Annotated in this window: 25 protein-coding genes and 1 pseudogene; 15 read left to right on the top strand and 11 right to left on the bottom strand. The window is 63.1% G+C overall.

All coding sequences use genetic code 11. The features are described from left to right. Positions 1–58: 58 nt before the first annotated feature. Positions 59–274 carry a dodecin gene (locus LOY34_RS00185; RefSeq protein ID WP_010222667.1) on the bottom strand — a complete coding sequence of 72 codons (216 nt, stop codon included), beginning with the start codon at positions 272–274 and terminating at the stop codon, positions 59–61. Between the two features lie 153 nt (positions 275–427). Between LOY34_RS00185 and LOY34_RS00180 the strand changes: the two genes are divergently transcribed. After that, entirely contained in the window at positions 428–754 is a 327-nt protein-coding gene (locus LOY34_RS00180) for a YqjD family protein (RefSeq protein ID WP_045200734.1), read from the top strand. Here the strand turns inward: LOY34_RS00180 and LOY34_RS00175 are convergent. Further along, a complete protein-coding gene (locus LOY34_RS00175) occupies positions 751–1,647 on the bottom strand; it encodes a LysR family transcriptional regulator (RefSeq protein WP_176794201.1) in 897 nt (298 codons plus the stop codon). The two genes, LOY34_RS00180 and LOY34_RS00175, sit on opposite strands and share 4 nt — an antisense overlap. A 109-nt stretch (positions 1,648–1,756) precedes the next feature. Here LOY34_RS00175 and trpB point away from each other — a divergent pair, with 109 nt between their 5' ends. Together trpB and trpA are read left to right on the top strand one after the other, a co-directional pair. Next, on the top strand, positions 1,757–2,974 hold the full coding sequence (gene trpB / locus LOY34_RS00170) for a tryptophan synthase subunit beta (protein ID WP_195885369.1): 1,218 nt from the start codon (positions 1,757–1,759) through the stop codon (positions 2,972–2,974). Then, positions 2,971–3,783, top strand: a complete 813-nt coding sequence (trpA, locus tag LOY34_RS00165) for a tryptophan synthase subunit alpha (protein WP_195885368.1) — start codon at positions 2,971–2,973, stop codon at positions 3,781–3,783. The genes trpB and trpA overlap by 4 nt, the downstream gene beginning before the upstream one ends. A gap of 105 nt (positions 3,784–3,888) precedes the next feature. Here trpA and LOY34_RS00160 read toward each other — a convergent pair whose 3' ends face one another. After that, on the bottom strand, positions 3,889–4,218 hold the full coding sequence (locus LOY34_RS00160; protein WP_045200742.1) for a DOPA 4,5-dioxygenase family protein: 330 nt from the start codon (positions 4,216–4,218) through the stop codon (positions 3,889–3,891). A gap of 77 nt (positions 4,219–4,295) precedes the next feature. Here LOY34_RS00160 and LOY34_RS00155 point away from each other — a divergent pair, with 77 nt between their 5' ends. Both LOY34_RS00155 and LOY34_RS00150 read left to right on the top strand, forming a co-directional pair. Beyond that, complete coding sequence (locus LOY34_RS00155; protein ID WP_258664135.1) at positions 4,296–4,913, top strand: NAD(P)-dependent oxidoreductase; 618 nt, start codon at positions 4,296–4,298, stop codon at positions 4,911–4,913. 66 nt (positions 4,914–4,979) lie between these two features. Then, positions 4,980–6,551, top strand: a complete 1,572-nt coding sequence (locus LOY34_RS00150) for a SulP family inorganic anion transporter (protein WP_195885366.1) — start codon at positions 4,980–4,982, stop codon at positions 6,549–6,551. Here the strand turns inward: LOY34_RS00150 and aroE are convergent. Together aroE and hemF are read right to left on the bottom strand one after the other, a co-directional pair. Continuing rightward, positions 6,548–7,372, bottom strand: coding sequence for a shikimate dehydrogenase (gene aroE, locus LOY34_RS00145; RefSeq protein WP_195885365.1), 825 nt, complete (start codon positions 7,370–7,372; stop codon positions 6,548–6,550). The genes LOY34_RS00150 and aroE overlap by 4 nt on opposite strands. A 54-nt stretch (positions 7,373–7,426) precedes the next feature. Continuing rightward, a complete protein-coding gene (gene hemF / locus LOY34_RS00140) occupies positions 7,427–8,353 on the bottom strand; it encodes an oxygen-dependent coproporphyrinogen oxidase (RefSeq protein ID WP_045200751.1) in 927 nt (308 codons plus the stop codon). A 131-nt stretch (positions 8,354–8,484) separates the two neighbouring features. Here hemF and LOY34_RS00135 point away from each other — a divergent pair, with 131 nt between their 5' ends. Next, complete coding sequence (locus LOY34_RS00135) at positions 8,485–9,462, top strand: NADPH:quinone reductase (protein WP_045200753.1); 978 nt, start codon at positions 8,485–8,487, stop codon at positions 9,460–9,462. Between the two features lie 75 nt (positions 9,463–9,537). On the opposite strand, the gene LOY34_RS00130 is transcribed toward LOY34_RS00135, so the two are convergent. Together LOY34_RS00130 and dprA are read right to left on the bottom strand one after the other, a co-directional pair. Then, complete coding sequence (locus tag LOY34_RS00130) at positions 9,538–10,095, bottom strand: L-threonylcarbamoyladenylate synthase (protein ID WP_045200754.1); 558 nt, start codon at positions 10,093–10,095, stop codon at positions 9,538–9,540. 37 nt (positions 10,096–10,132) lie between these two features. Then, a pseudogene (gene dprA, locus LOY34_RS00125) lies at positions 10,133–11,232 on the bottom strand (DNA-processing protein DprA). Between the two features lie 241 nt (positions 11,233–11,473). On the opposite strand from dprA, the gene def reads away from it, so the two are divergent. Genes def through LOY34_RS00100 form a run of 5 tightly spaced genes read left to right on the top strand, consistent with a single transcriptional unit; the run spans position 11,474 to position 15,995 of the window. Then, entirely contained in the window at positions 11,474–11,980 is a 507-nt protein-coding gene (gene def / locus LOY34_RS00120; RefSeq protein WP_038605133.1) for a peptide deformylase, read from the top strand. 57 nt (positions 11,981–12,037) lie between these two features. After that, the gene (gene fmt, locus LOY34_RS00115) at positions 12,038–12,970 is read left to right on the top strand and encodes a methionyl-tRNA formyltransferase (protein ID WP_195885363.1); all 933 of its coding nucleotides are present in this window, start codon (positions 12,038–12,040) and stop codon (positions 12,968–12,970) included. Further along, on the top strand, positions 12,967–14,277 hold the full coding sequence (gene rsmB, locus LOY34_RS00110) for a 16S rRNA (cytosine(967)-C(5))-methyltransferase RsmB (protein ID WP_093377709.1): 1,311 nt from the start codon (positions 12,967–12,969) through the stop codon (positions 14,275–14,277). The genes fmt and rsmB overlap by 4 nt, the downstream gene beginning before the upstream one ends. 19 nt (positions 14,278–14,296) lie before the next feature. Further along, positions 14,297–15,670: a Trk system potassium transporter TrkA gene (trkA, locus tag LOY34_RS00105; protein ID WP_010222685.1), complete on the top strand. Its 1,374-nt coding sequence runs from the start codon at positions 14,297–14,299 to the stop codon at positions 15,668–15,670. A 13-nt stretch (positions 15,671–15,683) separates the two neighbouring features. Continuing rightward, complete coding sequence (locus tag LOY34_RS00100) at positions 15,684–15,995, top strand: tetratricopeptide repeat protein (protein WP_195885362.1); 312 nt, start codon at positions 15,684–15,686, stop codon at positions 15,993–15,995. A gap of 73 nt (positions 15,996–16,068) precedes the next feature. Here LOY34_RS00100 and LOY34_RS00095 read toward each other — a convergent pair whose 3' ends face one another. Then, on the bottom strand, positions 16,069–16,956 hold the full coding sequence (locus LOY34_RS00095) for a lysophospholipid acyltransferase (protein WP_045199360.1): 888 nt from the start codon (positions 16,954–16,956) through the stop codon (positions 16,069–16,071). 39 nt (positions 16,957–16,995) lie between these two features. Beyond that, positions 16,996–17,547: a DNA-3-methyladenine glycosylase I gene (locus tag LOY34_RS00090; RefSeq protein ID WP_045199362.1), complete on the bottom strand. Its 552-nt coding sequence runs from the start codon at positions 17,545–17,547 to the stop codon at positions 16,996–16,998. Between the two features lie 82 nt (positions 17,548–17,629). Between LOY34_RS00090 and glyQ the strand changes: the two genes are divergently transcribed. The 4 genes from glyQ (at position 17,630) to LOY34_RS00070 (ending at position 21,997) form a co-directional block, all read left to right on the top strand. Beyond that, entirely contained in the window at positions 17,630–18,577 is a 948-nt protein-coding gene (glyQ, locus tag LOY34_RS00085) for a glycine--tRNA ligase subunit alpha (RefSeq protein ID WP_195885361.1), read from the top strand. After that, complete coding sequence (gene glyS, locus LOY34_RS00080) at positions 18,574–20,628, top strand: glycine--tRNA ligase subunit beta (protein WP_045199365.1); 2,055 nt, start codon at positions 18,574–18,576, stop codon at positions 20,626–20,628. The genes glyQ and glyS overlap by 4 nt, the downstream gene beginning before the upstream one ends. Before the next feature lie 3 nt (positions 20,629–20,631). After that, the gene (gene gmhB, locus LOY34_RS00075) at positions 20,632–21,165 is read left to right on the top strand and encodes a D-glycero-beta-D-manno-heptose 1,7-bisphosphate 7-phosphatase (RefSeq protein WP_195885359.1); all 534 of its coding nucleotides are present in this window, start codon (positions 20,632–20,634) and stop codon (positions 21,163–21,165) included. Between the two features lie 61 nt (positions 21,166–21,226). Continuing rightward, entirely contained in the window at positions 21,227–21,997 is a 771-nt protein-coding gene (locus LOY34_RS00070; RefSeq protein ID WP_045199369.1) for a 1-acyl-sn-glycerol-3-phosphate acyltransferase, read from the top strand. Between the two features lie 173 nt (positions 21,998–22,170). Here LOY34_RS00070 and LOY34_RS00065 read toward each other — a convergent pair whose 3' ends face one another. Together LOY34_RS00065 and LOY34_RS00060 are read right to left on the bottom strand one after the other, a co-directional pair. Next, positions 22,171–23,793 (bottom strand): MFS transporter, encoded by a 1,623-nt coding sequence (locus LOY34_RS00065; RefSeq protein ID WP_045199370.1) that lies wholly within the window; start codon positions 23,791–23,793, stop codon positions 22,171–22,173. A 100-nt stretch (positions 23,794–23,893) separates the two neighbouring features. Beyond that, positions 23,894–25,543: a GMC family oxidoreductase gene (locus LOY34_RS00060; protein ID WP_195885358.1), complete on the bottom strand. Its 1,650-nt coding sequence runs from the start codon at positions 25,541–25,543 to the stop codon at positions 23,894–23,896. Positions 25,544–25,651: the final 108 nt, after the last annotated feature.

Genomic DNA, 25,651 nt, shown 5'->3' with positions numbered 1-25,651 from the left:
GGCCGGGCGCCTCAGGATTGTGTAACGCAATTGACCCGCACAAGCCAGTGTCGCCGCATCAGCTGTTGACGATGCGAAAGCCCACTTTGAGCGTGACCTGAAAATGCGCGGCCTTGTTGTCCTTGATATGGCCTCGGGTGTCGACCACTTCGAACCACTCAAGGTGCTTGATGCTCTTGCCTGCTTCGGCCAGGGCATTGTTGATCGCCTCTTCGATAGAGGTGGGCGACGAGCCGACCAGCTCGATTTTCTTGTAGGTGTGATGATCAGACATAAGCAATCTCCTTTTTGAATGTGAGATAGAGCCTAGCAGCGCCGGGCTGTTTTACCTGCGAGGGGTAAATGCCGTTAAAAGTTCGACTGCACTTTCCCAGCAGCCTGTAGTCGGAACCTACACAGCTCAACTCAATCTCGAAGGAGAGTCACCATGGCCAACACCTCGCTGCGTAAAGCTTCGCTGCAAAGCATGGAAGCGGAAATCGAAAGCCTGCTCAAGTCACTGGAAAGCCTCAAGGACGATGCCTCGGATGAGTCGCGCAAAACCCTCAAGACGCTCAAGGGCAACGCCGAGAATGCCCTGCGCCATTCGCGCAGCCTGCTCAGCGATGCCTACGAAGAAGTAAAAACCAAGACCCGCGAGACTGGCCTGGCCACCCGCGATTACGCCCAGGAACACCCGTGGACCACCGCCGGTGTCGCCGTTGGCGCCCTCGGCCTGCTGGCCGCCTACCTGATGTGCAAACGCGGTAACTAAGCGGCCTGGCGCGCAAGCTCCGCGCGCAACCAGCCGGCCAATTGCTCGGCGCGCCCGTCTGCGGCGCGTCGCGGCACCCACAGGGCCAGCGCGGCCTGGGTTTCGCAAAAACCCCATGGCGCCGCCAGGCGCCCGGCGCGCAAGTCGTCGGCTACCAGCGGTTGCGGCGCAATCGCCACGCCCAACCCTGCCACTGCAGCCTCCAGCAAGTAATACAAATGCTCGAAATCCTGCCCGTAACGCAGCGCCTGCGGGTCGATACCTTGCTGCGCCGCCCAGCTTGGCCAGGCTTGCGGGCGAGAAGTGGTCTGCAACAGGGTTTGCGTCAGCAACGCCTCGGCTGGCGCCTGCTGCAAGCGGCTGAACCCGGCAAAGTGCGGGCTGAGCACCGGGCCAATACACTCCTGGGCCAGCACATGCACTTGCATATCCGCAGGCCAGGGCGGCTCGGCAAACACCAGCAAGGCATCCAGCCCTGGGCGACGCGGGTCGAGATCACCTTCACCGGCCGACAGGTGCAGGCGCAGTTCCGGCAAATCCGCTTTTAATCGCCCCAGCCGTGGGATGAACCAGCGCGCCAGCAGGCTGCCGGAGCAACCGAGGACGAACGGCGCATCGGCGCCGCTCTGGCTGATGTCCGCACACGCGCCGCGCAAGCGCTCGAAGGCATCACTACTGGCATCGCGCAAACGCACCCCGGCATCTGTGAGTTTAAGGCCACGTCCTTCCTTAACGAACAAGGCCACCCCAAGGTGTTCTTCGAGCACCTTCAATTGCCGGCTGACCGCGCCGTGGGTAACGTGTAGCTGTTCGGCCGCCTGGCTGACGCTATTGAGCCGGGCAGTGGCTTCAAAGGCCCGCAGGGCATTGAGTGGGGGCAGGTCCTGGCGCATAACGTGTGAGTTTTCCTGACAGGTTGTCGCAATCTTATCGGTTTTCAGTTGCGCGTGTCGTGGTTAGAGTAAAGCCATTCCCGACTTCACTACCGCCCTGGAGCGACCCATGACCCAGACCAACTTCCGCGCCGGCCCCGATGCCAATGGCCTGTTTGGCGCATTCGGCGGCCGCTACGTGGCAGAAACCCTGATGCCGCTGGTGCTCGACCTTGCCCGCGAATACGAAGCAGCCAAAGCCGACCCGGAATTTCTCGAGCAACTGGCGTACTTCCAGCGCGACTACATCGGCCGCCCGAACCCGCTCTACTTCGCCGAACGCCTGAGCGAACACTGCGGCGGCGCGAAGATCTTCTTCAAGCGTGAAGAGCTCAACCACACTGGCGCGCACAAGGTGAACAACTGCATCGGCCAGGTGCTGCTGGCCAAGCGCATGGGCAAAAAACGCCTGATCGCCGAAACCGGCGCCGGCATGCACGGCGTGGCCACTGCCACCGTCGCCGCGCGCTTCGGCCTGCCTTGCGTGATCTACATGGGCGCCACCGACATCGAGCGCCAGCAAGCCAACGTGTTCCGCATGAAGCTGCTGGGCGCAGAAATCGTTCCGGTCACCGCCGGCACCGGCACCCTCAAGGACGCGATGAACGAAGCCCTGCGCGACTGGGTCACCAACGTCGACGACACCTTCTACCTGATCGGTACTGTAGCGGGCCCGCACCCGTACCCGGCAATGGTCCGCGACTTCCAGTCGATCATCGGCAAAGAGACCCGTGAACAGCTGCAAGCCAAGGAAGGGCGCCTGCCCGACAGCCTGATCGCCTGCGTCGGCGGTGGCTCCAACGCCATGGGCCTGTTCCACGACTTCCTCGATGACGCCAGTGTGCAAATCATCGGCGTCGAAGCCGGTGGCCACGGGGTCGACACCGACAAGCATGCCGCCAGCCTCAACGGTGGCGTACCGGGCGTGCTGCACGGCAACCGCACCTACCTGCTGCAGGATGCCGACGGCCAGATCACCGACGCCCACTCGATTTCCGCCGGCCTCGACTACCCCGGCATCGGCCCGGAACACGCCTGGTTGCACGAAGTGAAACGCGTCAAGTACGTCAGCATCACCGACGACGAAGCCCTGGCCGCGTTCCACACTACCTGCCGCCTGGAAGGCATCATTCCGGCCCTGGAAACCTCCCACGCCCTGGCCGAAGCGATCAAACGCGCACCGACCCTGCCCAAGGATCACCTGATGGTGGTGTGCCTGTCCGGGCGCGGCGACAAAGACATGCAAACCGTGATGAGCCATATGGCCGCCCAGGAGAAACAGGCATGAGCCGTCTTGAACAACGCTTCGCCGAACTGAAGGCCGAAGGCCGCTCGGCACTGGTCACCTTCATCACCGCAGGCGACCCTGGCTACGACGCTTCGCTGCAGATCCTCAAAGGCCTGCCGGCTGCTGGCGCCGACGTCATCGAACTGGGCATGCCGTTCACCGACCCGATGGCCGACGGCGTGGCAATCCAGCTCGCCACCCTGCGCGCCCTGGACGCCGGTCAGACCCTGGCGAAAACCCTGCAAATGGTTCGCGAGTTCCGCGTCGACAACCAGACCACGCCGATCGTGCTGATGGGCTACTACAACCCGATTCACCGCTTTGGCGTCGAGGCCTTCGTGGCTGAAGCCAAGAAAGTGGGCGTGGATGGCCTGATCATCGTCGACCTGCCGCCGGAGCACGACGCCGAGCTGGCCACCCCGGCCCAGGCCGCGGGCATCGACTTTATTCGCCTGACCACCCCGACCACCGACGACGTGCGCCTGCCGCGTGTGCTGGAACGCAGTTCGGGCTTCGTCTACTACGTGTCGGTTGCCGGTGTGACCGGTGCCGGTTCTGCGACCACCGAACACGTCAGCAGCGCTATCGAGCGCCTGCGCCGGCACACCGACCTGCCAATCAGCGTCGGCTTCGGTATCCGCACGCCAGAGCAGGCTGCGGCGATTGCCAGGCTATCGGATGGTGTAGTGGTCGGTTCGGCGCTGGTCGACAAGATAGCCAATGCGGCCACTGCCGAGCAGGCTGTGGGTGATGTGCTCGAGCTGTGCTCGGCGCTGGCCCAGGGTGTGCGGGGTGCACGCAAGGCCTGATCCCTGTGGGAGCGGCGGTGCGACGCCTCGACTTGCCCCGCGATTGCGGTCCATCAGACAGATCGCAATCGCGGAGCCAGCCCGCACCGACCCCGCAGCCGTAAACTACTTGAAAATCGTCAGATCCAGCGGCCGCACCGCCCCCATCCAGATCGCATGATCACGATGATCGGCCAGCTCGTCACCAGTCAACGGATGCAGAAACACCACCAGCCCTTGGCGATATAACGCCAGCCAGGGCAGCACCACCCCCACCACTTCAGGCCCGAAGGCCAACTGGCAGCTCCAGTCCGGGTGCGGCCCGACCGGCTTCTGATGCATGCGCCCCATGGTCACCGGAAACAGCCGAGCGGCTTCTTCGCACAACTGGCGAGCCTGCTCCAGGGTGCTGGCGTCATAGTAGATATGCGCGTGATAGCCCTTGATCCTTTGCACGAAAACTCCTTAATCGCAACGAACCTGCGCCTGGCTACGCGGGTCAAACGATCACCCGTTGCCAATGGAGTGATCTGGTGAAAAATGCCGAAACCCCAGTGTTCAAACTGGTCCTGCTTGGAGGTTTGAGCAGCCTGGGCAGCGCCCTGATGGCCGAATTGCTCAAGCGCCAGCATGAGGTGATCGTCGTGGTCGATGATCTCAATACCCTGGCACCGCGCCCCGGCCTGCACTTCAAGACCGGCGGCCTCGATACCGCCGATCAGGCCGAACAAAGCGTGGCCGGCGGCTCGGCGGTGGTCTGCCTGTTGCCAGCACTGGCGCCCGATGACTTTGCCGCGCAACTGCGCATGAGCCAGGCGCTGATCGCCGGCATGTCCCGCACCACTATACGCCGGCTGTTGCTGGTGGGCGATTTCAGCGTGCTGGATCAGAATCACGGGCACGATGAACAACAACGGGCCTGCGCCGACCAGATCGTCGACCTGTTGCAGCGCAGCCCGCTGCACTGGACCCTGATCAACACCCCGCAGCAAGTTGCCGGCCTGGGCATCGAGCACTTTCACCAGACCCATGGCACCCTCGAGCCGGGTTTGGCCGAACCACTGCAACGCCTGGCCCGAGTGGCAGCGGCCATGGTCGATGCCCTGGAGCTCAAGCTGCACCATGGCGAGCATGTGAACTTTGTTTTCTGACGCGGCTTGCACCCGAGCGCCCGACATCGCACCCTGAACAGCTTCCGCCTGCAATAGAGAGTGCTCATGGCCTGGCCTGACCGCCATCGACTGCTGCCGTTTCTCACCTGGTTGGCGCGCCAGACCGGGGCCAGCGTGCGTCGCGATCTGCTGGTGGGCCTGAGCGGGGCGATCCTGGCCCTGCCGCAATCAATCGCCTATGCCCTGATTGCCGGGCTGCCGGCCGAGTACGGGCTATACGCAGCGATCGTACCGGTGATCATCGCCTGCCTGTGGGGCTCGTCCTGGCACCTGATCTGCGGGCCGACGGCGGCAATCTCGATTGTCCTCTATGCCAGCGTCAGCCCCCTGGCAGTTGCGGGCAGCAGTGACTACATCACCCTGATCCTGCTGCTGACCTTCCTCGCCGGGGTGTTTCAGTGGTTGCTGGGGCTGCTGCGCTTCGGCGCGCTGGTCAATTTCGTCTCGCAGTCGGTAGTGCTGGGTTTCACCCTCGGTGCTGCGCTGGTCATTGCCCTCGGGCAATTGCCCAACCTGATGGGTATCGACTTGCCCAGCCAGGCCACCGCCCTGAAGACCGTGCAAAACCTGCTGGCGCATGCCCCGGAGGTGGATTGGCCCTCGTTGTTGCTGGGGCTGGGTACGCTGCTGCTGGGTATTGCGTTGAAGCTGTTGCAGCCGCGCTGGCCGGGCCTGTTGATAACTCTGGCGGTGGCCAGCGTGCTGGTCTGGCTGCTCCCAGGTGTTTTCGGCCATGTGCAGTTGGTGCCCGGTTTCATCGGTCAGCTTCCACCGATAAGCCCCTTGCCGCTGCTGGACCTGGAGCTGATTTTGCGTCTGCTACCCAGCGCCGTGGCGGTCGGCATGCTTGGCCTGGTTACCAGCCTGTCGATTGCCCGCTCGCTGTCAGCACGCTCCGAGCAACTGATCGATGCCAACCAGGAAATCCGCGCCCAGGGCCTTTCAAACATGGTCGGGGGATTTTTCTCCGGCTACCTGTCATCCGGTTCCTTCACCCGCTCCGGGCTCAGCTACGAGGCCGGCGCCCGCTCGCCCCTGGCCGGGGTGTTTTCCGCCCTGTGGGTAACGTTGTTTGCAGTAGCAGGGGCAGGGCTGATCGCGCATATTCCGATCCCGGCCATGGCCGGCAGCATCCTGCTGATCTGCTGGGGCCTGGTTGATCATCGGGCGATCCGCGCGCTGTTTCGCGTCAGCCGTTCGGAATTCCTGGTGATGGCCCTAACGGCAGCAGCAACACTGTTGCTCGAGCTGCAAACGGCGATCTACGCCGGGGTGCTGGCGTCGCTGTTCTTTTACCTCAAACGCACCTCACGGCCACGGGTGCAGCAGTCCCGCGAAGGGGATGCCGACGTGTTGCGGGTGGGCGGGTCAATCTTCTTCGGCGCCAGCCACTACCTGCAGGTGCGCTTGCAGCGTTGCCCAGGGCCGCAGGTAGTGATCGATGCCCGGCAGATCAACTTCATCGATTATTCCGGGGTCGACATGCTTCATCGCGAAGCGCGCCGCCTGGGTCGTGCTGGCGGCAGCCTGACGCTGCGCCGGGCGCGGGCGCAAGTGATCGAGGAGTTGCACAAGCTGGAGGGGGCAGCGCACTGCCCGATCCGCTTCGAAGATTAGCCGCGCGCCAGTTGACGGCGCAGTTCGTCGAGCACCGGCGCGGTGTCGGGGCGCACGCCGCGCCAGATGTAGAACGCCTCGGCGGCCTGCTCGGCAAGCATACCCAAGCCATCGAGGACCTTGGCCGCCTTGTGCTCGCCGGCCCAACGGCAGAAAGGCGTAGGCTCCTTGCCATACATCATGTCGTAGCACACGGTCTTGCCGGGCTCGATCAGGCTGGCGGAAATCGGCGGCAGCTCGCCGGCAAGGCTCGCCGAGGTGGCGTTGATGATCAGGTCGACCGGCTCTTCAAGCCAGTCGAAGCCGCTGGCAGCCACCGGCCCCAGGTCGGCGAATTCACGGGCCAGTTGCTCGGCTTTTTCCACCGTGCGGTTGGCGATTACCAGCGAAGCCGGGTTGTGCGCCAGCAATGGCTCCAGCACCCCGCGCACGGCACCGCCGGCGCCGAGCAACAGGATGCGCTTGCCAGTCAGTTGCACCCCGGCATTGACGGTAAGGTCGCGGACCAGGCCGGCGCCATCGGTGTTGTCGCCCTGCAAGGTGCCATCGGCGAGCTTGCTCAGGGTATTTACCGCCCCCGCGCGCTGGGCCCGTGGGGTCAGGCTATCGACCAGGCGATAGGCTTCTTCCTTGAACGGCACGGTGACGTTGGCACCCAGGCCCTGCTTGAAAAAGCCCTGGGCGCACATGCTGAAGTCATCCAGCGGCGCCAGCAGGGTGCTGTACTCCAGTTGCTGGCCGGTCTGGTCGGCGAACAGGCGATGGATCAGCGGCGATTTGCTGTGGCCGATCGGGTTGCCGAATACAACGTACTGGTCCATTCAGGCGGTTCCTGAGTCAAGGTCGGGCAGGGCCGGAAAGTTATCCACAACGGCTCAGTGGCTGGCCTTGGCCTCACCAAGCCAGTCACGGTCCTGCAGGAAATACTCGGTCAGGCGCGCTTCTTCGCTGCCTGGCGCGGCCTTCCAATCGTACCCCCAACGCACCTGCGGTGGCAGCGACATGAGGATCGATTCGGTACGCCCGCCCGATTGCAGGCCGAACAGCGTGCCACGGTCGTAAACCAGGTTGAACTCGACATAACGGCCGCGTCGGTATTCCTGGAACTCACGCTGCTCGGCGCTATAGGGCTGGTCTTTACGGCGCTGGATGATCGGCAGGTAGGCCTCGACATAGGCATCGCCGATGGCGCGGATGAAAGCGAAGCAGGTGTCGAAGTCCCACTCGTTGAGGTCATCGAAAAACAGACCGCCGATGCCGCGAGGCTCGCCACGGTGCTTGAGGTGGAAATAGCGGTCGCACCAGGCCTTGTAGCGCGGATAAACATCGGCACCGAACGGCGCACAGGCACGCTCGGCAACCTGGTGCCAGTGCACGCAGTCTTCTTCGTTGCCGTAGTAGGGGGTCAGGTCGAAGCCGCCGCCAAACCACCAGACCGCTTCTTCGCCTTCTTTCTCGGCGATGAAAAACCGCACGTTGGCGTGGGAAGTCGGCACATGCGGGTTGTGCGGGTGGATCACCAGCGACACCCCCAGGGCTTCGAAACCGCGCCCGGCCAGTTCTGGTCGATGAGCACTGGCTGACGGCGGCAACCCGCTGCCGAATACGTGGGAGAAGTTCACACCGCCTTTTTCGATGACCTTGCCGTCGCCGATCACCCGGGTCCGCCCGCCACCGCCGGCCTCGCGCGTCCAGGCATCCTCGACAAAACGGGCGCCGCCGTCTTCGTTTTCGAGGGCGGTGCAGATACGGTCTTGCAGGTCGAGCAGGTAGGCTTTCACGGCCTCGGTGCGGCTAGTCATCAGGTCACCTGGAAGCGGGCTAAGGCAAATTCGGCGCGTAGCATACCACCGGCGGCGGGCTGGCCGCAGTTGACGGCGATCAAGCAAAGGCGTCCGATAGGGGTTTTCCCGCTAGCTTCAGGAGAGTGCAGATGGCCAAGCGTATCCAGTTCAGCCAGCATGGCGGCCCCGAAGTCCTGACCCTGGTCGACTTCGAGCCGGCAGCGCCCGGCCCGCAGCAGGTTCGCGTGCGAAACCAGGCGATCGGCCTGAACTTCATCGACACCTACTTTCGCAGCGGCCTCTATGCTCCGCCGTCGCTGCCCTCCGGGCTGGGTACCGAAGGCGCCGGAGTGGTCGAGGCGGTAGGCGAGCAGGTCAGCCGGCTCAAGGTTGGCGATCGCGTCGCCTACGCCGGCGGCCCGCTCGGAGCCTACAGCGAAGTGCACGTGCTGCCCGAAGCCAATCTGGTCAAACTCCCCGACAGCATCAGCTTCGAGCAGGCGGCGGCGGTGATGCTCAAGGGCCTGACCGTGCAGTACCTGCTCAAGCAAACCTACGCAGTGCAGCCGGGCGAGACCATTTTGTTCCACGCCGCCGCCGGTGGCGTGGGCTCATTGGCCTGCCAATGGGCCAAAGCCCTGGGCGCCAGGTTGATCGGTACTGTCAGTTCTGCCGAGAAAGCCGAGCGGGCCAAGGCCCTGGGCGCATGGGCAACTATCGACTACAGCCGGGAAGACGTCGCCCAGCGAGTGCTGGAACTGACCGACGGCAAGAAATGCCCGGTGGTGTACGACGGCGTTGGCCAGGACACCTGGCTGACCTCACTGGACTGCCTGGCGCCGCGCGGGCTGATGGTCAGCTTCGGCAATGCCTCAGGGGCGGTGAGCGGGGTCAACCTGGGAATACTGGCGCAGAAGGGCTCGCTGTATGTCACCCGGCCAACCCTGGCCAGCTACGCCAACAACGCCGAGAACACCCAGGCCATGGCCGACGACCTGTTTGCGATGATCGCCAGCGGCAAGCTGGCTGTGGATATCCACCAGCGTTATCCACTGAGCGAGGCGGCCAAGGCGCAGAGCGAGCTGTCGGCGCGCAGGACAGTGGGGTCGACGGTGTTGCTGCCTTGAAACAGTAGTGAATTGATCGCGGGACAAGCCCGCTCCTACACAGTCGCTAGGAGCGGGCTTGTCCCGCGATTGGCCTCAACCAGCCCGCACAACCTCACCGCTCGCCAAATCGCGAATCACACTCGGGTTACGCCGCCCGCCCAAAGCGCCACCGAGCACCAGGTCCAGTTGCCCACGGAAGTACTGCTCGACGCGCAAGCGGGTCTTGGCTGCCGGGCGACCTTGCGGGTTGGCTGAAGTGGAAATCAGCGGGCCGACCAATGCACAAAGGTCACGTACCACCGGGTGATCGCTAACGCGCAACGCCACGGTGTCGTGCACCCCGGTTATCCACTCGGGCAGCAGGTTCTGATGTGGCACCAGCCAGGTGTTCGGCCCCGGCCAGGTGGCAGACATGCGGTCGAGCCAGGTTTCAGGGAAATCCTCGAAAAGGAAGTCGAACTGGCGGATATTGTCGGCGATCAGGATCAGACCCTTATCGACCGAACGCGACTTGATCGCCAGCAGGCGATCCACCGCCTCTTCGTTCCATGGGTCACAGCCCAGGCCCCAGACCGCCTCGGTCGGATAGGCAATCACCGCACCGGCCCGAATTTCACGCGCGGCTTGTTGCACACGCCAACTGCTCACCATTGTTTTCACTCCGCATAAAGGCAGATGAGCAGTGTACTTAGCCGGGCCGGGCAAACCAACGTCCGGCTTCACTACAGACCCTTCCAGCCAGTTCCAGCTCGGTCAGCGCCGCCAGCACCCGGGGCAACGGCCAGCCGCTGCTGCTGGCCAGGCCCTCGGTAGTTTGCGGTGCGGCCAGCAACAGATCGACCAGTTCATGGCCGGCAATGGCGTCCACCTGCAACGGCGGCAAGCGTTGCCAACCCTGCAGGGTTTCGACGATCTGATCGACCGTTTCCACCAGCAAGGCGCCGTCGCGAATCAACTGGTGACACCCCTTGGAGCCCGGGTGATGAATCGAACCCGGAATGGCATATACCTCGCGGCCTTGCTCGGCCGCCAAACGCGCGGTGATCAGCGAGCCACTGGCAAGGCTCGCCTCGACCACCAATACACCCAGCGACAGGCCACTGATGATCCGGTTACGCCGGGGAAAGTTGCCCGCAACGGGCCCGGCATCCAGCGGAAACTCGGAGACCACCGCGCTACCTTGCTGGATCATCGCCGCCGCCAGCGCTCTGTGCCGCTGTGGATAAAGTTTTTGCAGCCTGTGCCGAGCACGCCGATGGTCTGCCCGCCAGCGTCCAGGGCAGCCTGGTGTGCGGCGCCATCGACGCCCAGGGCCAGGCCGCTGGTAATGACAAAACCACCCCGAGCGAGGCTGCGCGAGAAGGCCGCAGCCGTATCGAGCGCCGGCCTCGATGCCCTGCGGCTGCCGACGATCGCCAGCTGGGGTTTTTCCAGAATCGCCGGGTTGCCGGCGATGAACAGCAGCGGCGGGGCGTCGCCCAGCTCCGCCAGCAAACCTGGATAGCCAGGGTCGTCCCACATCAGTAAATGCTGGTCGCGGGCCTCTAGCCAGCGCATTGTCGCGGCGGCGCCTTCGCGTACTTCAAGGCTGCGCCGGGCATCACTGCTGTCTGCGGGTACGCCCAGCGTACGCCAGGCCGTGGCCGGCGCACTGAGCGCTGCCGAGGCATTGCCAAAGGCCTGGATCAATGTGTGAAAACGCCGCGGCCCCAGGGACGGCAGCAAGTGAAGGCGCAATCGCGCTTCGAGTTCGGCGGGAGAACACGCCGGCGATAAGGGTTGCGACATGACGATCATCCTTGATCGGGAAGCTTGGGCCAGCCGTGAACAAGCTGTGGATAACTCTGTTGATAATACTTTGACAACCGGTTGACGGATTTCCCTCGGCGGCATTCTTTCAGGCTTGGCGCCATGGGTGGAAAAGCACCCTGAAACCTTAGCTGACCTTTGCCAGGTGCCGAATGCGCCGAATCCCTTTATTATGTGTACTCATGTTTGTAATTCATCGCACAGTGCAGCTCATACGCTTATGGCCATTCTGAACATCCTCGAATTCCCGGACCCGCGCCTTCGCACCATCGCCAAGCCGGTGACCGAAGTCGACGACGGCGTTCGCCAGTTGATCGATGACATGTTTGAAACCATGTACGAAGCCCCTGGCATCGGCCTTGCCGCTACCCAGATCAACGTGCACAAGCGCATCGTGGTCATGGACCTGAGCGAAGATCGCAGCGAGCCACGGGTGTTCATCAACCCCGAGCTCGAGATGCTGACCGACGAAATGGACCAGTATCAGGAAGGCTGCCTGTCGGTGCCCGGCTTCTACGAGAACGTTGACCGCCCGGTGCGAGTCAAGGTCAAGGCGCTGGACCGCGACGGCAAGCCGTACGAGCTGATCGCCGAAGGCCTGCTGGCGGTGTGCATCCAGCACGAATGCGATCACCTCAACGGCAAGCTGTTCGTTGATTACCTGTCGACGCTCAAACGCGACCGGATCAAGAAGAAGCTGGAAAAACAGCATCGCCAGCAAGCTTGATCCGCTCTTCCCAAAGGCTTGCTCCGGCAAGCCTTTTTCTTTTTAAGCGAGAACTCCATGCGCATTGTCTTCGCAGGCACCCCAGAGTTTGCCGCCGAACACCTCAAGGCCCTGATCGCCAGCCCCTATGAAGTGGTAGCGGTCTACACCCAACCGGACCGTCCGGCCGGTCGTGGGCAAAAACTGATGCCCAGCGCGGTCAAGCAATTGGCTGTGGATAACGCCATTGCGGTGCTGCAACCAGCGACCCTGCGCAATGCCGAGGCCCAAGCGGAGCTGGCGGCGCTCAAGCCGGACCTGATGGTAGTGGTCGCCTATGGCCTGATCCTGCCCCAGGCGGTCCTGGATATTCCGCGCCTGGGCTGCATCAACAGCCACGCCTCGCTGCTGCCGCGCTGGCGTGGCGCAGCGCCGATCCAGCGCGCGGTCGAAGCTGGTGACAGCGAAAGCGGCGTCACCGTGATGCGCATGGAAGCAGGCCTGGACACCGGGCCAATGCTGCTCAAGGTCAGCACCCCGATCAGCGCCAACGACACGGGTGGCAGCTTGCACGACCGCCTGGCCGAAATGGGCCCGCCGGCCGTGCTCGAAGCCGTTGCCGGTCTCGCCGCGGGCACCTTGCAGGGTGAAGTCCAGGACGACAGCCTGGCCACTTATGCACACAAGCTGAACAAGGACGAAGCGCGCCTGGACTGGAGCCGCCCGGCCGTTGAGCTGGAGCGCCTGATTCGCGCCTTCAACCCGTGGCCGATCTGCCACAGCACCCTCAACGGTGAAGCCCTGAAGGTGCTCGGCGCGAACTTATCCACAGGCTCCGGCAACCCGGGTGAAATCCTCTCTGCCAGCAAGGACGGCCTGATCGTCGCCTGCGGCGAGCAGGCGCTGTGCCTGACCCGCCTGCAATTGCCGGGTGGCAAGGCGCTGAACTTCAGCGACCTGTTCAACAGCCGCCGCGAGAAATTCACCACCGGCACGGTGCTTGGCCAATGAATCCACGTCTGGCAGCCGCCCGCGCCCTGGCGGCAGTACTCAGTGGCAAGGCGTCGCTGAACAGCTCGCTGCCAAGCCAGCTGGACAAGGTCGAAGTGCGTGACCGTGGCCTGACCCAGGACCTGGCCTTCGGCACTGCGCGCTGGCAGCCACGGCTGTCGGCCCTGGCCGAACGCCTGCTGCAAAAACCGTTCAAGGCCGCCGATGCCGACGTCGAGGCGCTGCTGCTGGTCGGCCTGTACCAGTTGCTCTACACGCGCATCCCCGCCCACGCCGCCATCGGCGAGACCGTCGGCTGCGCCGACAAGCTGAAAAAGCCCTGGGCCAAGGGTTTGCTCAACGCCGTGCTGCGCCGTGCGCAACGCGAAAGCGGCGATATCTTCGCCGAGCTTGAGCGCGACCCGGTCGTGCGCACCGCGCACCCGCGCTGGCTGCAAAAGTCGCTCAAGGCGTTCTGGCCCGAGCAGTGGGAGGCCATCTGCGCCGCCAACAATGCCCACCCGCCGATGATCCTGCGGGTCAACCGACGCCATCACAGCCGTGATGCCTACCTCGAACTGCTGGGTGAAGCCGGCCTTGAAGCGGCGCCGTGCCAGTTCAGCGGCGACGGCATCTTGCTCGCTGAAGCCTGCGATGTACGTGGCCTGCCCGGTTTCGACCAAGGCTGGATCAGCGTCCAGGACGAAGCCGCACAACTGGCCGCCGACTTGCTCGACCTGGCCCCCGGCCAGCGCGTGCTCGACGCCTGCTGCGCCCCGGGCGGCAAGACCTGCCATCTGCTCGAAGCCCAGGCCGGGCTGGACGCCGTGGTCGCCATCGACCTGGAAGCCAAGCGCCTGACCCGCGTGCGCGAGAACCTCGATCGTCTCGGCCTCGACGCCCAGTTGATCGCCTGCGACGCCCGCGACACCGCCAGCTGGTGGGACGGCAAGGGCTTCCAGCGCATCCTGCTCGACGCGCCGTGCTCGGCCACCGGCGTAATCCGCCGCCATCCGGACATCAAGCTGACCCGCCAGGCCGATGACATTGCCGCCCTGGCCAGCCTGCAAGGCGAGCTGCTTGACGCCCTGTGGCCAACCCTTGAGGTCGGCGGCATCCTGCTCTACGCCACCTGCTCGACGCTGCCGACGGAAAACACCGAAGTGATCGAGGCCTTCCTCGCCCGCACTCCCGGCGCCCGTGAGCTGGACCTGGCGACCCAGGCCGGTATCCGCCAGCCCCATGGCCGCCAGTTGCTGGCCCAGGCAGGCGGACACGACGGCTTCTACTATGCCAAGCTGATCAAAATCGCCGCCGCGCGCGGATAACAAGAGAAAGGAACAGCGGATGAAGATCATCATCCTCGGCGCAGGGCAGGTCGGCGGTACGCTGGCTGAACACCTGGCCAGCGAAGCCAACGATATCACCGTGGTCGACACCGATGGCGACCGCCTGCGCGACCTCGGCGACCGCCTCGACATCCGTACCGTGCAGGGCCGCGCCTCCTTCCCGACCGTGCTGCGCCAGGCCGGCGCCGACGATGCCGACATGCTGGTGGCGGTCACCAACAGCGACGAGACCAACATGGTCGCCTGCCAGGTTGCCCATACCCTGTTCCACACCCCGACCAAGATCGCCCGGGTGCGCGAATCGGCCTACCTGACCCGCGCCGGGCTGTTCGACAACGACGCCATTCCGGTCGACGTGCTGATCAGCCCCGAGCAGGTGGTCACCCACTACATCAAGCGCCTGATCGAACACCCCGGCGCCCTGCAGGTGATCGACTTCGCCGAGGGCAAGGCCCAGCTGGTAGCGGTCAAGGCCTACTACGGCGGCCCGCTGGTGGGCCAGCAATTGCGCCAGATCCGCGCGCACATGCCCAATGTCGACACCCGCGTGGCGGCAATCTTCCGCCGCGACCGGCCGATCCTGCCGCAGGGCGACACGGTCATCGAAGCCGACGACGAAGTGTTCTTCATTGCCGCCAAGGCGCACATCCGCGCAGTGATGGGTGAGTTGCGGCGCATCGACGAAACCAACAAGCGCGTGGTCATCGCTGGCGGCGGGCAAATCGGCGAGCGCCTGGCCGAGGCGATCGAAAGCCGCTACCAGGTGAAAATCATCGAGATGAACCCGGCCCGTTGCCGGCACCTGTCCGACACCCTGGAAAGCACCGTGGTGTTGCAGGGCAGTGCCTCGGACCGCGACCTGATGCTTGAAGAGAACATCGCCGAAGCCGACATCTTCCTGGCCCTGACCAACGACGACGAAGCCAACATCATGTCCTCGCTGCTGGCCAAGCGCCTGGGCGCGCGCAAGGTGATGACCATCATCAACAACCCGGCCTACGTCGACCTGGTCCAGGGCGGCGAAATCGACATCGCCATCAGCCCGCAGCTGGCCACCATCGGCACCTTGCTGGCCCACGTGCGCCGCGGCGATATCGTCAGCGTGCACTCACTGCGCCGCGGTGCGGCCGAGGCCATCGAGGCGATCGCCCATGGCGACTCGAAGTCGAGCAAGGTAATCGGCAAGGCCATCGAAGACATCGCCCTGCCACCAGGCACCACCATCGGCGCAATCATCCGCGACGAAGAAGTGCTGATCGCCCATGACGACACGGTGATCGAAGCGGGCGACCACGTGATCCTCTTCGTTGTGGATAAAAAGTACATCCGTGACGTCGAGAAGCTCTTCCATGTAGGGTTGAGCTTCTTCTAAAGAGGGAGCTGGAATGCGCGAATCACTGGAAAAGATGCTGGCCAAGGGTGTGGATAACGCCCTGTTGCGCTTTGGCCTGGGCAAGGCCTGGCTCGATGAAGGCAACGGCGCCGAGGCGGCCGTGCATTTGCAGTGCTGCGTCGAGCAGGACCCGAAGTATTCGGCGGCGTGGAAGCTGCTGGGCAAGGCGCATCAGCTCGAAGGTGACCTGGCAGCTGCGCGCAAGGCCTGGGAGCAGGGGCTGGAAGCGGCTCGCGCGCACGGCGACAAGCAGGCAGAGAAAGAGATGACGGTGTTTCTGAAGAAGCTCGATAAGGCTGGTTGAGCCATCGCGGGGCAAGCCCGCTCCTACAGGGATTGTGGATAACTGTGGGAGCGGGCTTGCCCGCGACAGGGCTTCAATACCAGCGCGGCTCGCCCGGCGGGCGCTTCTTGAAGCGCTTCATGCTCCACATGTACTGGCTCGGATACGCCCGCACATAGCGCTCGACCACCTGGCTCATGGCCGCCGCCGAGGTCTCGGTGTCTTCGCTGTACATCGCCTCGGGCGCGGCTTCCAGGATGACCTTGAAGCCCGAGCCATCCGGCAGGCGCAAGGCATGCAGGAACACCCCGACCGCCTTGCCGCCAGCGAGCATGTTCGGCACGAACTTGCTGGTCAGCGCCTTGGTGGCGAAGAACGGCACGAAGATACCCGCCGACTCGGCCGGCTCCGGGTCGGCCGGAATGCCCACCTGACCGCCTTTGCGCACTTCCTTGATGATGCTCAGGATGCCTTCCTTGGTCGACGCCGCGACGCGGTTGCCCAATTGCACGCGCTGTTCGCGCAGCAGGTCATCGACCGCCTTGAGCTTGGGCGGGCGGTAGAAAATGATCGGTTTGCACTGGCTGCAATAGAAGTGGTTGAGCACTTCCCAATTGCCCAGGTGGCTGGTGATGCCAACCACGCCCTTGCCCGATGCCAGGGCCGCCTCAAGCACTTCCAGGCCTTCCACCTCGCGCACCAGGTCGAGCGAACGCCGGGCCGGCCAGATCCAGGCGCAGGCGCTTTCGGTAAAGGACTTGCCGATGTCCATCAGGGTCCGGCCCACCAGTTGCTCACGGGCAACCGGGTCCATTTCCGGGAAGCATTTGGCCAGGTTGATGCGCACCACGTTGCGCGAACTGTTCGGCACCTTCCACATGATCCAGCCGATGGCCGCGCCGACCCGCTGTACCGCGCCCCAAGGGAGCTTGGCAAACAACCGCAACGCCCCGACCATCAAGGCGCCCTTGAATTTATCCACAGGCTGGTTCCTCTTTCTGCAAGCCGGCCATTGTAACCCTCAGCGCAGCAGAGCGGCGTAGCGATCACAATCGGTGGTGTGGTCCATGACCATGCCGGTGGCCTGCATGAAGGCATAGCAAATGGTCGGTCCGACAAAGGTGAAGCCAGCTTTCTGCAGCGCTTTGCTCATTGCCTTGGCCTCGTCGGTGACCGCCGGCACCTCGCTGCGCTGGACGAAATGATTGATCTTCGGCGCGCCGCCGACGAACGACCAGAGCCATTGCCCGGGGTTTTCCAGCGCCAGCCAGGCCCGCGCATTGCGCCGCGCGGCGTTGAGCTTGAGGCGGTTACGGATGATGCCCGGATCAAGCATGCGCTCTTCAATTTCGTCGTCGCTCATCTGCGCCAGACGCTCTGGGTCGAAGCCGAACAGCACCTGGCGATAGCGTTCGCGCTTTTTCAGCACGGTAATCCACGACAACCCGGCCTGGAAGCCTTCGAGCAGGAGCATCTCGAACAGCTGGCGCGGATCGCGCTGCGGCGTGCCCCATTCCTGGTCGTGATAAGCCTGGTAAAGCGGATCGTCGGTACACCAAAAGCAACGTGGCATAAGGCTCCAAGGGTAGAGGCCTGCGCGAATCGGGTTATACTCCCGCTCTTTATATTCGCAGCCCTAGAAACAGGTGAATTTCGTGAGCCAGCCTACGCCAGCCGTGCGTACCTTCCAAGACTTGATCCTCGCCCTGCAGAACTACTGGGCCGAGCAAGGTTGTGTGGTGCTTCAGCCCTACGATATGGAAGTAGGCGCCGGCACTTTCCATACTGCCACGTTCCTGCGCGCCATCGGCCCGGAAACCTGGAACGCCGCCTATGTGCAGCCTAGCCGTCGTCCGGCGGATGGCCGTTATGGCGAAAACCCGAACCGCCTGCAGCACTACTATCAGTTCCAGGTGGTCCTCAAGCCGAACCCGGCGAACTTCCAGGAACTGTACCTGGGCTCGCTGAAAGCCATCGGCCTCGATCCGCTGGTGCACGACATCCGTTTCGTCGAAGACAACTGGGAATCGCCGACCCTCGGCGCCTGGGGTCTGGGTTGGGAAATCTGGCTCAACGGCATGGAAGTCACGCAGTTCACCTACTTCCAGCAAGTGGGCGGCATCGAATGCTTCCCGGTCACTGGTGAAATCACCTACGGCCTGGAGCGCCTGGCCATGTACCTGCAGGGCGTAGATTCGGTCTACGACCTGATCTGGACCGACGGCCCGTTCGGCACGGTGACCTACGGTGACGTGTTCCACCAGAACGAAGTGGAGCAGTCGACCTACAACTTCGAGCACGCCAACGTCGAGAAGCTGTTCGATCTGTTCGACTTCTACGAAAGCGAAGCCAACCGCCTGATCGAGCTGGAACTGCCGCTGCCGACCTATGAAATGGTCCTCAAGGCCTCGCACACCTTCAACCTGCTCGATGCCCGTCGCGCCATCTCGGTGACCGAGCGTCAGCGTTACATCCTGCGCGTACGGACCCTGGCCCGGGCCGTGGCCCAGAGCTACCTGCAAGCCCGCGCCAAGCTGGGCTTCCCGATGGCGTCCCCTGAATTGCGTGATGAAGTGTTGGCTAAGCTGGAGGCTGCACAATGAGTGCTCAAGATTTCCTGGTTGAACTGGGCACCGAAGAACTGCCACCCAAGGCCCTGAGCAGCCTCGGTGACGCTTTCCTTGCCGGTATCGAGAAAGGCCTGCAGGCCGCTGGCCTGAACTACACCGACAAGCAGGTGTTCGCCGCGCCGCGCCGCCTGGCCGTACTCATCCGCAACCTCGACACCCAGCAGCCGGACCGCAGCGTCAACCTCGACGGCCCGCCGCGTCAGGCCGCCTTCGACGCTGACGGCAACCCGACCCAGGCCGCCCTGGGTTTCGCCAAGAAGTGCGGTGTAGAGCTTTCGGATATCGACCAGAGCGGCGCCAAGCTGCGCTTCTCCCAGCACATTCCGGGCAAGGCCACCGCCAGCCTGCTGCCAACCATCGTCGAAGACTCGCTCAACGACCTGCCGATCCCCAAGCGCATGCGCTGGGGTGCGCGCAAGGAAGAGTTCGTGCGTCCAACCCAGTGGCTGGTGATGCTGCTCGGTGACGAGGTGGTCGACTGCACCTTGCTGGCGCAGAAAGCCGGTCGCGAATCCCGTGGCCACCGCTTCCACCACCCGGAAAACGTGCGCATCAGCGCCCCGGCCAATTACCAGGAAGACCTGCGCAAGGCCTACGTGCTGGCCGATTTTGCCGAGCGCCGCGAGCTGATCAGCAAGCGTACCGCCGAACTCGCCCTGCAGCAGGAAGGCAGCGCCATCGTGCCGCCAGCCCTGCTCGATGAAGTGACCGCCCTGGTTGAATGGCCTGTGCCGCTGGTGTGCTCGTTCGAAGAGCGCTTCCTGGAAGTGCCGCAAGAAGCGCTGATCACCACCATGCAGGACAACCAGAAGTACTTCTGCCTGCTGGATGCCGACGGCAAGCTGCTGCCGCGCTTCATCACCGTGGCCAACGTTGAGAGCCGCGATCCGAAGCAGATCGTCGAAGGCAACGAGAAGGTCGTGCGCCCGCGCCTGACCGACGCCGAGTTCTTCTTCAAGCAAGACAAGAAGCAGCCGCTGGAAAGCTTCAACGAGCGCCTGCAGAACGTGGTGTTCCAGGCCCAGTTGGGCAGCGTCTTCGACAAGGCCGAGCGGGTTGCCAAACTGGCCGCCTTCATCGCCCAGCGCATCGGCGGCGACGCCCAGCGCGCGGCGCGTGCAGGTTTGCTGTCGAAGTGCGACCTGGCCACCGAGATGGTCGGTGAATTCCCTGAAATGCAGGGTGTTGCCGGTTACTACTACGCCCTCAACGACGGCGAGCCGCAAGACGTCGCCCTGGCCCTGAACGAGCAGTACATGCCGCGCGGTGCCGGTGCCGAACTGCCGTCGACCCTGACCGGCGCGGCCGTGGCGATTGCCGACAAGCTCGACACCCTGGTCGGTATCTTCGGTATCGGCATGCTCCCGACCGGTAGCAAAGACCCCTATGCCCTGCGTCGTGCAGCGCTGGGCGTACTGCGCATCCTGATCGAGAAGCAGCTGGACCTGGACCTGAACGAAGCAGTGAACTTCGCCGTCAGCCAGTTCGGTGCCAAGGTCAAGGCCGCAGGCCTGGCCGAGCAGGTGCTGGAATTCGTCTTCGATCGTCTGCGTGCCCGTTACGAAGACGAAGGCATTGACGTTGCCACCTACCTGTCGGTGCGTGCCCTCAAGCCAGGCTCGGCCCTGGACTTCGACCAGCGCGTGCAGGCCGTACAGGCCTTCCGCCAGCTGCCGGAAGCCGCTGCCCTGGCCGCGGTGAACAAGCGCGTGTCGAACCTGCTGAGCAAGGCCGAAGGCGCTGTCGCCACCACGGTCGAGCCGAAGTACTTCGACAACGCCAACGAGTTCTCCCTGTACTCGGCGATCCAGCAAGCCGACCAGGCCGTTCAGCCAATGGCTGCGGCGCGCCAGTACAGCGAATCGCTGGCACGCCTGGCCGCTCTGCGTGAACCGGTCGACGCCTTCTTCGAGGCGGTGATGGTCAATGCCGACGACGCCAATGTCCGCGCCAACCGTTATGCCCTGCTCAGCCGCCTGCGCGGTCTGTTCCTGGGCGTGGCCGACATTTCGCTGCTGGGGTAAGTCTTGAAGCTGCTGATTCTCGATCGGGACGGGGTGATCAACCAGGACTCCGACGCCTACATCAAGTCGCTGGACGAGTGGATTCCGATCCCGGGTTCGATCGAAGCGATTGCGCAGTTGAGCAAAGCCGGCTGGACGGTGGCGGTTGCCACCAACCAGTCCGGCATTGCCCGTGGCTACTACGACCTGCCGACCCTTGAGGCCATGCACGCGCAATTGCGCACGCTGGTGGCCGAGCAGGGCGGCGAGGTCGGGCTGATCGTCTATTGCCCGCACGGGCCCGATGAGGGCTGCGCCTGCCGCAAACCCAAGCCGGGCATGCTCACCACCATTGCCGCGCACTACGGCGTGAATCTGACCGGCGTGTGGTTTGTCGGTGATAGTAAGGGTGACCTGGAAGCCGCTTTGGCCGTCGATGCTCAACCAGTTCTGGTAAAAACCGGAAAAGGCGAGAAGACCCTGAGCAAGGGAATTCCAGAAAACACGCTGATTTTCGATGATCTGGCAGCCATCGCCAGAGAACTTATCCACAAATAGCGCGTCTGCATAACAGGCGCACTTTTACTAGGCGGGCAAGCCCGCAACGGTACATGCCGCTATGTCGATCTTGCAGGCGATCAGAATTTTTCTTTTTTACCTGCTGCTGGGTACCAGCTCCTTGCTGTGGTGCACCCTGAGCTTTTTTATCGCGCCGTTTTTGCCTTTCAGCGCCCGCTACCGCTTCATCAACGTCTACTGGTGCCGCTTTGCGCTGGTGTTGGTACGGGTGTTTCTCAACATCAAGGTCAAGGTCACCGGGGCTGAAAACATCCCCAAGCAACCCTGTGTGATCCTCTCTAACCACCAGAGCACCTGGGAAACCTTTTTCCTTTCCGCCTATTTCTCGCCCTTGAGCCAAGTGCTCAAGCGTGAACTGCTGTACGTGCCGTTCTTCGGCTGGGCCATGGCCATGCTGCGGCCGATCGCCATTGACCGCGATAACCCCAAGGCAGCCTTGAAGCAAGTCGCCAGCAAGGGCGACAAATTGCTCAAGGAGAACGTCTGGGTGCTGATCTTCCCCGAAGGCACCCGTGTGCCGTTCGGCCAGATTGGCAAGTTCTCGCGCAGCGGGGCCGCGTTGGCGGTCAACGCTGGCCTACCGGTACTGCCGATCGCCCACAACGCCGGCAAGTTCTGGCCCAAGCAGGGCTGGGGCAAACGTGCCGGCACCATCGAGGTGGTAATTGGCGCCCCGATGTTTGCCGAAGGCAGCGGCCCACGGGCGATTGCCGAGTTAAACGATCGTGCTGCAGCCTGGAATGAACAGACCCAGCGCGAGCTCGGCTCACTGCCTGCAGCGGCGCCGAACGCGGCGCAGGGCGTGGCCTGACCGATCTGTGGATAACTTGTGTACAGTATTTGGATTTCTTAACGAAAAATGCTCTAAGTGATTAATTTAGCTACTTATTTCTCTGTATGACTGTTTTCTGAAAATCGTGCATAAGTTTTTTCGCGGCATAAAAAAACCGGCGCTTACGCCGGTTTTTTTATGCCTGCAAATCCTCACACCTTGTCGATATCCACATCACGGGTTTCTTTCAGGCAGAACAGCCCCACCACCAGGCTGATACCGGTGATCAGCACCGGGTACCAGAGCCCGTAGAAGATGTCGCCGGTGTACACCACCAGGGCAAAGGACACGGTGGGCAGGAAGCCGCCGAACCAGCCGTTGCCAATGTGGTAGGGCAGCGACATCGAGGTGTATCGGATACGCGTTGGGAACAGCTCGACCATCACCGCCGCCAGCGGGCCGTAGGTCATGGTCGCGATCAGGATCATGGCGACGATCAGCACCACCACCATCGGCTGGTTGACGCTGGCTGGATCGGCCTTGGCCGGGTAGCCGGCTTTTTCGATCGCTGCACGCAGGGCTGCTTCGTCAAACCCATTGATCTTCTGCTCGCCAATGCTCACCACCACTTCGGCACCAGCAGCCGCTTCAGCCGAGCTGTAGGGCAGGCCCTGTTTGACCAGGAAGGTTTTGACCTTGTCGCAGGGGCTGTCAAAACGCGCCTTGCCCACCGGATCGAACTGGAAGGTGCAGCCTTGCGGATCGGCCATCACCACAATCGGGGCCTGGCGGCTGGCGGCGTCGATCTGCGGGTTGGCGTAATGGCTCAGAGCCTTGAACAGTGGGAAGTACAGTACCGTGGCCAGCAGCAAGCCGAGCATCAGGATTGGCTTGCGCCCGACCCGGTCCGACAACCAACCGAAGAACACGAAGAACGGCGCGCCGATCACTACGCTGATAATCAGCAAAGTGTTGGCCTGGGCCGGGTCCATCTTGAGCATCTGGGTAAGAAAGAACAGCACATAGAACTGCGCGGTGTAGAAGGTCACCGCTTGCCCGGCGTTGATGCTGAACAGGGCAGTGAGTACCACTTTGAGGTTGGGCCAGGAGCCGAACGATTCACGGATCGGCGCTTTACTGGCCTTGCCCTGGGCCTTCATCTTCACGAAGGCTGGCGACTCGTGCATGCTCATGCGGATCCAGGTGGAAATCCCCAACAGCACGATCGACAGCAGGAACGGCAGGCGCCAGCCCCAGACTTCAAACTGGTCGCCACTGATGTAACGGCTGCCGAGCACCACCAACAACGACAGCAGCAGGCCGAGGGTCGCGGTGGACTGGATAAAACCGGTGTGGAAGCCGCGTTTGCCAGGTGGTGCGTGTTCGGCAACATAAGTCGCCGCGCCGCCGTACTCACCACCGAGCGCCAGGCCCTGCAGCATGCGCAACACCACCAGAATGATCGGTGCAGCAATGCCGATGCTGGCGTAGGTCGGCAACAGGCCGACGGCAAAGGTCGACAAGCCCATCAGCACGATGGTCACCAGGAAGGTGTACTTGCGCCCGATCATGTCGCCCAGGCGGCCGAACACCAGCGCGCCGAAGGGCCGCACGAGAAAGCCGGCGGCAAAGGCCATCAAGGCAAAGATAAAGGCAGTGGTGTCGTTCACCCCGGCAAAGAACTGCTTGCTGATGACCGCGGCCAATGCCCCATAAAGAAAAAAGTCATACCACTCGAAAACTGTCCCGAGGGATGACGCGAAAATGATCTTGCGTTCTTCCCGGCGGCTGGTGCTCGCCGTTGCAGCGCCCTGCTCTTGAATGTAATCCGACATCGTTGCTGTCCTCGGCCTGCAGGCCCCAGTGATTATTCTTGTTGTTCCACTGTCGACGCCGGCAGACTGCGTCCGGCGTCGTTGTTGCTACGCACCCTGGTCAGGGCGTCGGTACTGCGTTTTTTTCATCGATGCGGCTTGTGGATAAGCTTTCCCGGCGAATCAATTGCGCCGCCTTTTCGGCAATCATCAGGGTAGGGGAGCAGGTATTGCCGGAGACGATTTGCGGCATGATCGAGGCGTCGGCAACCCGCAACCCCGGCACGCCGTGCACGCGCAACTGGTCGTCGACCACATCCAGCGGCCCGTTGCCCATGCGGCAGGTGCCTACCGGGTGGAAAATGGTAGTGCCGATCTGCCCGGCGGCTTCATGCAACTGCTGTTCGCTTTGCAGGTCGGGGCCTGGCAGATACTCACGCGGGCTGAACGCCGCCAGGGCAGGGGCCTGGACGATCTTGCGGGTCAGGCGAATGGCTTGGGCGGCGACGCGCAGGTCTTCAGGGTCGCTCAGGTAGTTGGGGTCGATCAGTGGCGCGTCGTCCGGGTTGGCCGAGCGGATATCGATACGCCCGCGGCTGGCCGGGCGCAGGTTGCACACCGAGGCGGTAAACGCCGGGAAGCGGTGCAGCGGCTCGCCAAAGCGCTCCAGCGACAAGGGCTGCACGTGGTACTGCAGGTTGGCCGAAGCCTGCTCGGGCCCGGAACGTACGAACGCCCCCAACTGGCTCGGCGCCATCGCCAGCGGGCCGCTGCGATCGTAAAGGTAACGCAGGCCCATGCCGAGCTTGCCCCAGGGACTGTTGGCAACCTGGTTGAGGGTGCGCGCCTGGGTAACCTGGTAGATCAGGCGCAGTTGCAGATGGTCCTGCAGGTTGCCGCCAACCCCGGGCAATTCGTGGCGAACAGTTATCCCCAGGCTCTCGAGCAAGCCACGCGGGCCGATGCCCGAGCGCTGGAGAATACCGGGTGAACCCACGGAGCCGGCACACAGGATAATCTCCCGGCGTGCGCTGAAGTTCTGCCAATTGCCTTGCCAGCGAGCACGTACCTGCGAAGCGCGGCCTTCTACCAGCACCACCTGGTCAACCAGCACATCGGTCAGTACCGTCAGATTGGGGCGCTTAAGGATCGGGCGCAAAAACGCCTTGGCCGAGTTCCAGCGAATGCCGGAACGCTGGTTGACCTGAAAGTATCCACAGCCCTGGTTATCCCCAGTGTTGAAGTCAGCAACGTTAGGGATACCACTCTGCGCCGCGGCTTCGCGGAAGGCATCGAGGATCGGCCAGGAGTAGCGCTGCTGCTCGACCCGCCACTCGCCTTCGTTGCCATGGGCTTCGCTGGCGCCACCGAAGTGGTTTTCGCTGGCCTTGAACAGTGGCAGCACATCCTTCCACGCCCAACCGGCATTGCCCTGCTCGGCCCAGCGATCGTAATCGCCCGCCTGGCCACGCATGTAGATCATGCCGTTGATCGAAGAACAGCCACCGAGCACCTTGCCCCGTGGATAACCCAGGGCACGGCCATTGAGGCCGGGTTGCGCTTCGGTCTTGAAGCACCAGTCGGTGCGTGGGTTGCCGATGCAGTAGAGGTAACCCACCGGAATGTGAATCCAAGGGTAGTTGTCGCGCCCACCCGCTTCGAGCAACAGCACCCGGCAGCCTGGGTCGGCGGATAAGCGATTGGCGAGCAGGCACCCGGCAGGACCGGCACCAACCACCACATAGTCGTAGACAGGATCGGCTGATGGCATGGGCAACCTCGCGCCTGATTATTATTCTTGTCCCAGCCCATGTTATTGATTAATTTCGGGATGAAAACGTTAGATTTCACTCAAGTGCTGTGCGTTTTAACACAACGT

Source organism: Pseudomonas sp. B21-009 (assembly GCF_024749345.1).
In the GTDB taxonomy this organism is placed as follows: Bacteria; Pseudomonadota; Gammaproteobacteria; order Pseudomonadales; family Pseudomonadaceae; genus Aquipseudomonas.
The sequence above is the reverse complement of the archived record's forward strand: the minus strand, read 5'-3'. Positions and strand labels throughout refer to the sequence as shown.

What these genes read in the sequence shown, in the direction of transcription:
- LOY34_RS00185 (WP_010222667.1), bottom strand. Translation starts at nt 274, where the DNA reads ATGTCTGATCATCACACCTACAAGAAAATCGAGCTGGTCGGCTCGTCG.
- LOY34_RS00180 (WP_045200734.1), top strand. Translation starts at nt 428, where the DNA reads ATGGCCAACACCTCGCTGCGTAAAGCTTCGCTGCAAAGCATGGAAGCG.
- LOY34_RS00175 (WP_176794201.1), bottom strand. Translation starts at nt 1,647, where the DNA reads ATGCGCCAGGACCTGCCCCCACTCAATGCCCTGCGGGCCTTTGAAGCC.
- trpB (WP_195885369.1), top strand. Translation starts at nt 1,757, where the DNA reads ATGACCCAGACCAACTTCCGCGCCGGCCCCGATGCCAATGGCCTGTTT.
- trpA (WP_195885368.1), top strand. Translation starts at nt 2,971, where the DNA reads ATGAGCCGTCTTGAACAACGCTTCGCCGAACTGAAGGCCGAAGGCCGC.
- LOY34_RS00150 (WP_195885366.1), top strand. Translation starts at nt 4,980, where the DNA reads ATGGCCTGGCCTGACCGCCATCGACTGCTGCCGTTTCTCACCTGGTTG.
- aroE (WP_195885365.1), bottom strand. Translation starts at nt 7,372, where the DNA reads ATGGACCAGTACGTTGTATTCGGCAACCCGATCGGCCACAGCAAATCG.
- hemF (WP_045200751.1), bottom strand. Translation starts at nt 8,353, where the DNA reads ATGACTAGCCGCACCGAGGCCGTGAAAGCCTACCTGCTCGACCTGCAA.
- LOY34_RS00135 (WP_045200753.1), top strand. Translation starts at nt 8,485, where the DNA reads ATGGCCAAGCGTATCCAGTTCAGCCAGCATGGCGGCCCCGAAGTCCTG.
- LOY34_RS00130 (WP_045200754.1), bottom strand. Translation starts at nt 10,095, where the DNA reads ATGGTGAGCAGTTGGCGTGTGCAACAAGCCGCGCGTGAAATTCGGGCC.
- def (WP_038605133.1), top strand. Translation starts at nt 11,474, where the DNA reads ATGGCCATTCTGAACATCCTCGAATTCCCGGACCCGCGCCTTCGCACC.
- fmt (WP_195885363.1), top strand. Translation starts at nt 12,038, where the DNA reads ATGCGCATTGTCTTCGCAGGCACCCCAGAGTTTGCCGCCGAACACCTC.
- rsmB (WP_093377709.1), top strand. Translation starts at nt 12,967, where the DNA reads ATGAATCCACGTCTGGCAGCCGCCCGCGCCCTGGCGGCAGTACTCAGT.
- trkA (WP_010222685.1), top strand. Translation starts at nt 14,297, where the DNA reads ATGAAGATCATCATCCTCGGCGCAGGGCAGGTCGGCGGTACGCTGGCT.
- LOY34_RS00100 (WP_195885362.1), top strand. Translation starts at nt 15,684, where the DNA reads ATGCGCGAATCACTGGAAAAGATGCTGGCCAAGGGTGTGGATAACGCC.
- LOY34_RS00090 (WP_045199362.1), bottom strand. Translation starts at nt 17,547, where the DNA reads ATGCCACGTTGCTTTTGGTGTACCGACGATCCGCTTTACCAGGCTTAT.
- glyS (WP_045199365.1), top strand. Translation starts at nt 18,574, where the DNA reads ATGAGTGCTCAAGATTTCCTGGTTGAACTGGGCACCGAAGAACTGCCA.
- LOY34_RS00070 (WP_045199369.1), top strand. Translation starts at nt 21,227, where the DNA reads ATGTCGATCTTGCAGGCGATCAGAATTTTTCTTTTTTACCTGCTGCTG.
- LOY34_RS00065 (WP_045199370.1), bottom strand. Translation starts at nt 23,793, where the DNA reads ATGTCGGATTACATTCAAGAGCAGGGCGCTGCAACGGCGAGCACCAGC.
- LOY34_RS00060 (WP_195885358.1), bottom strand. Translation starts at nt 25,543, where the DNA reads ATGCCATCAGCCGATCCTGTCTACGACTATGTGGTGGTTGGTGCCGGT.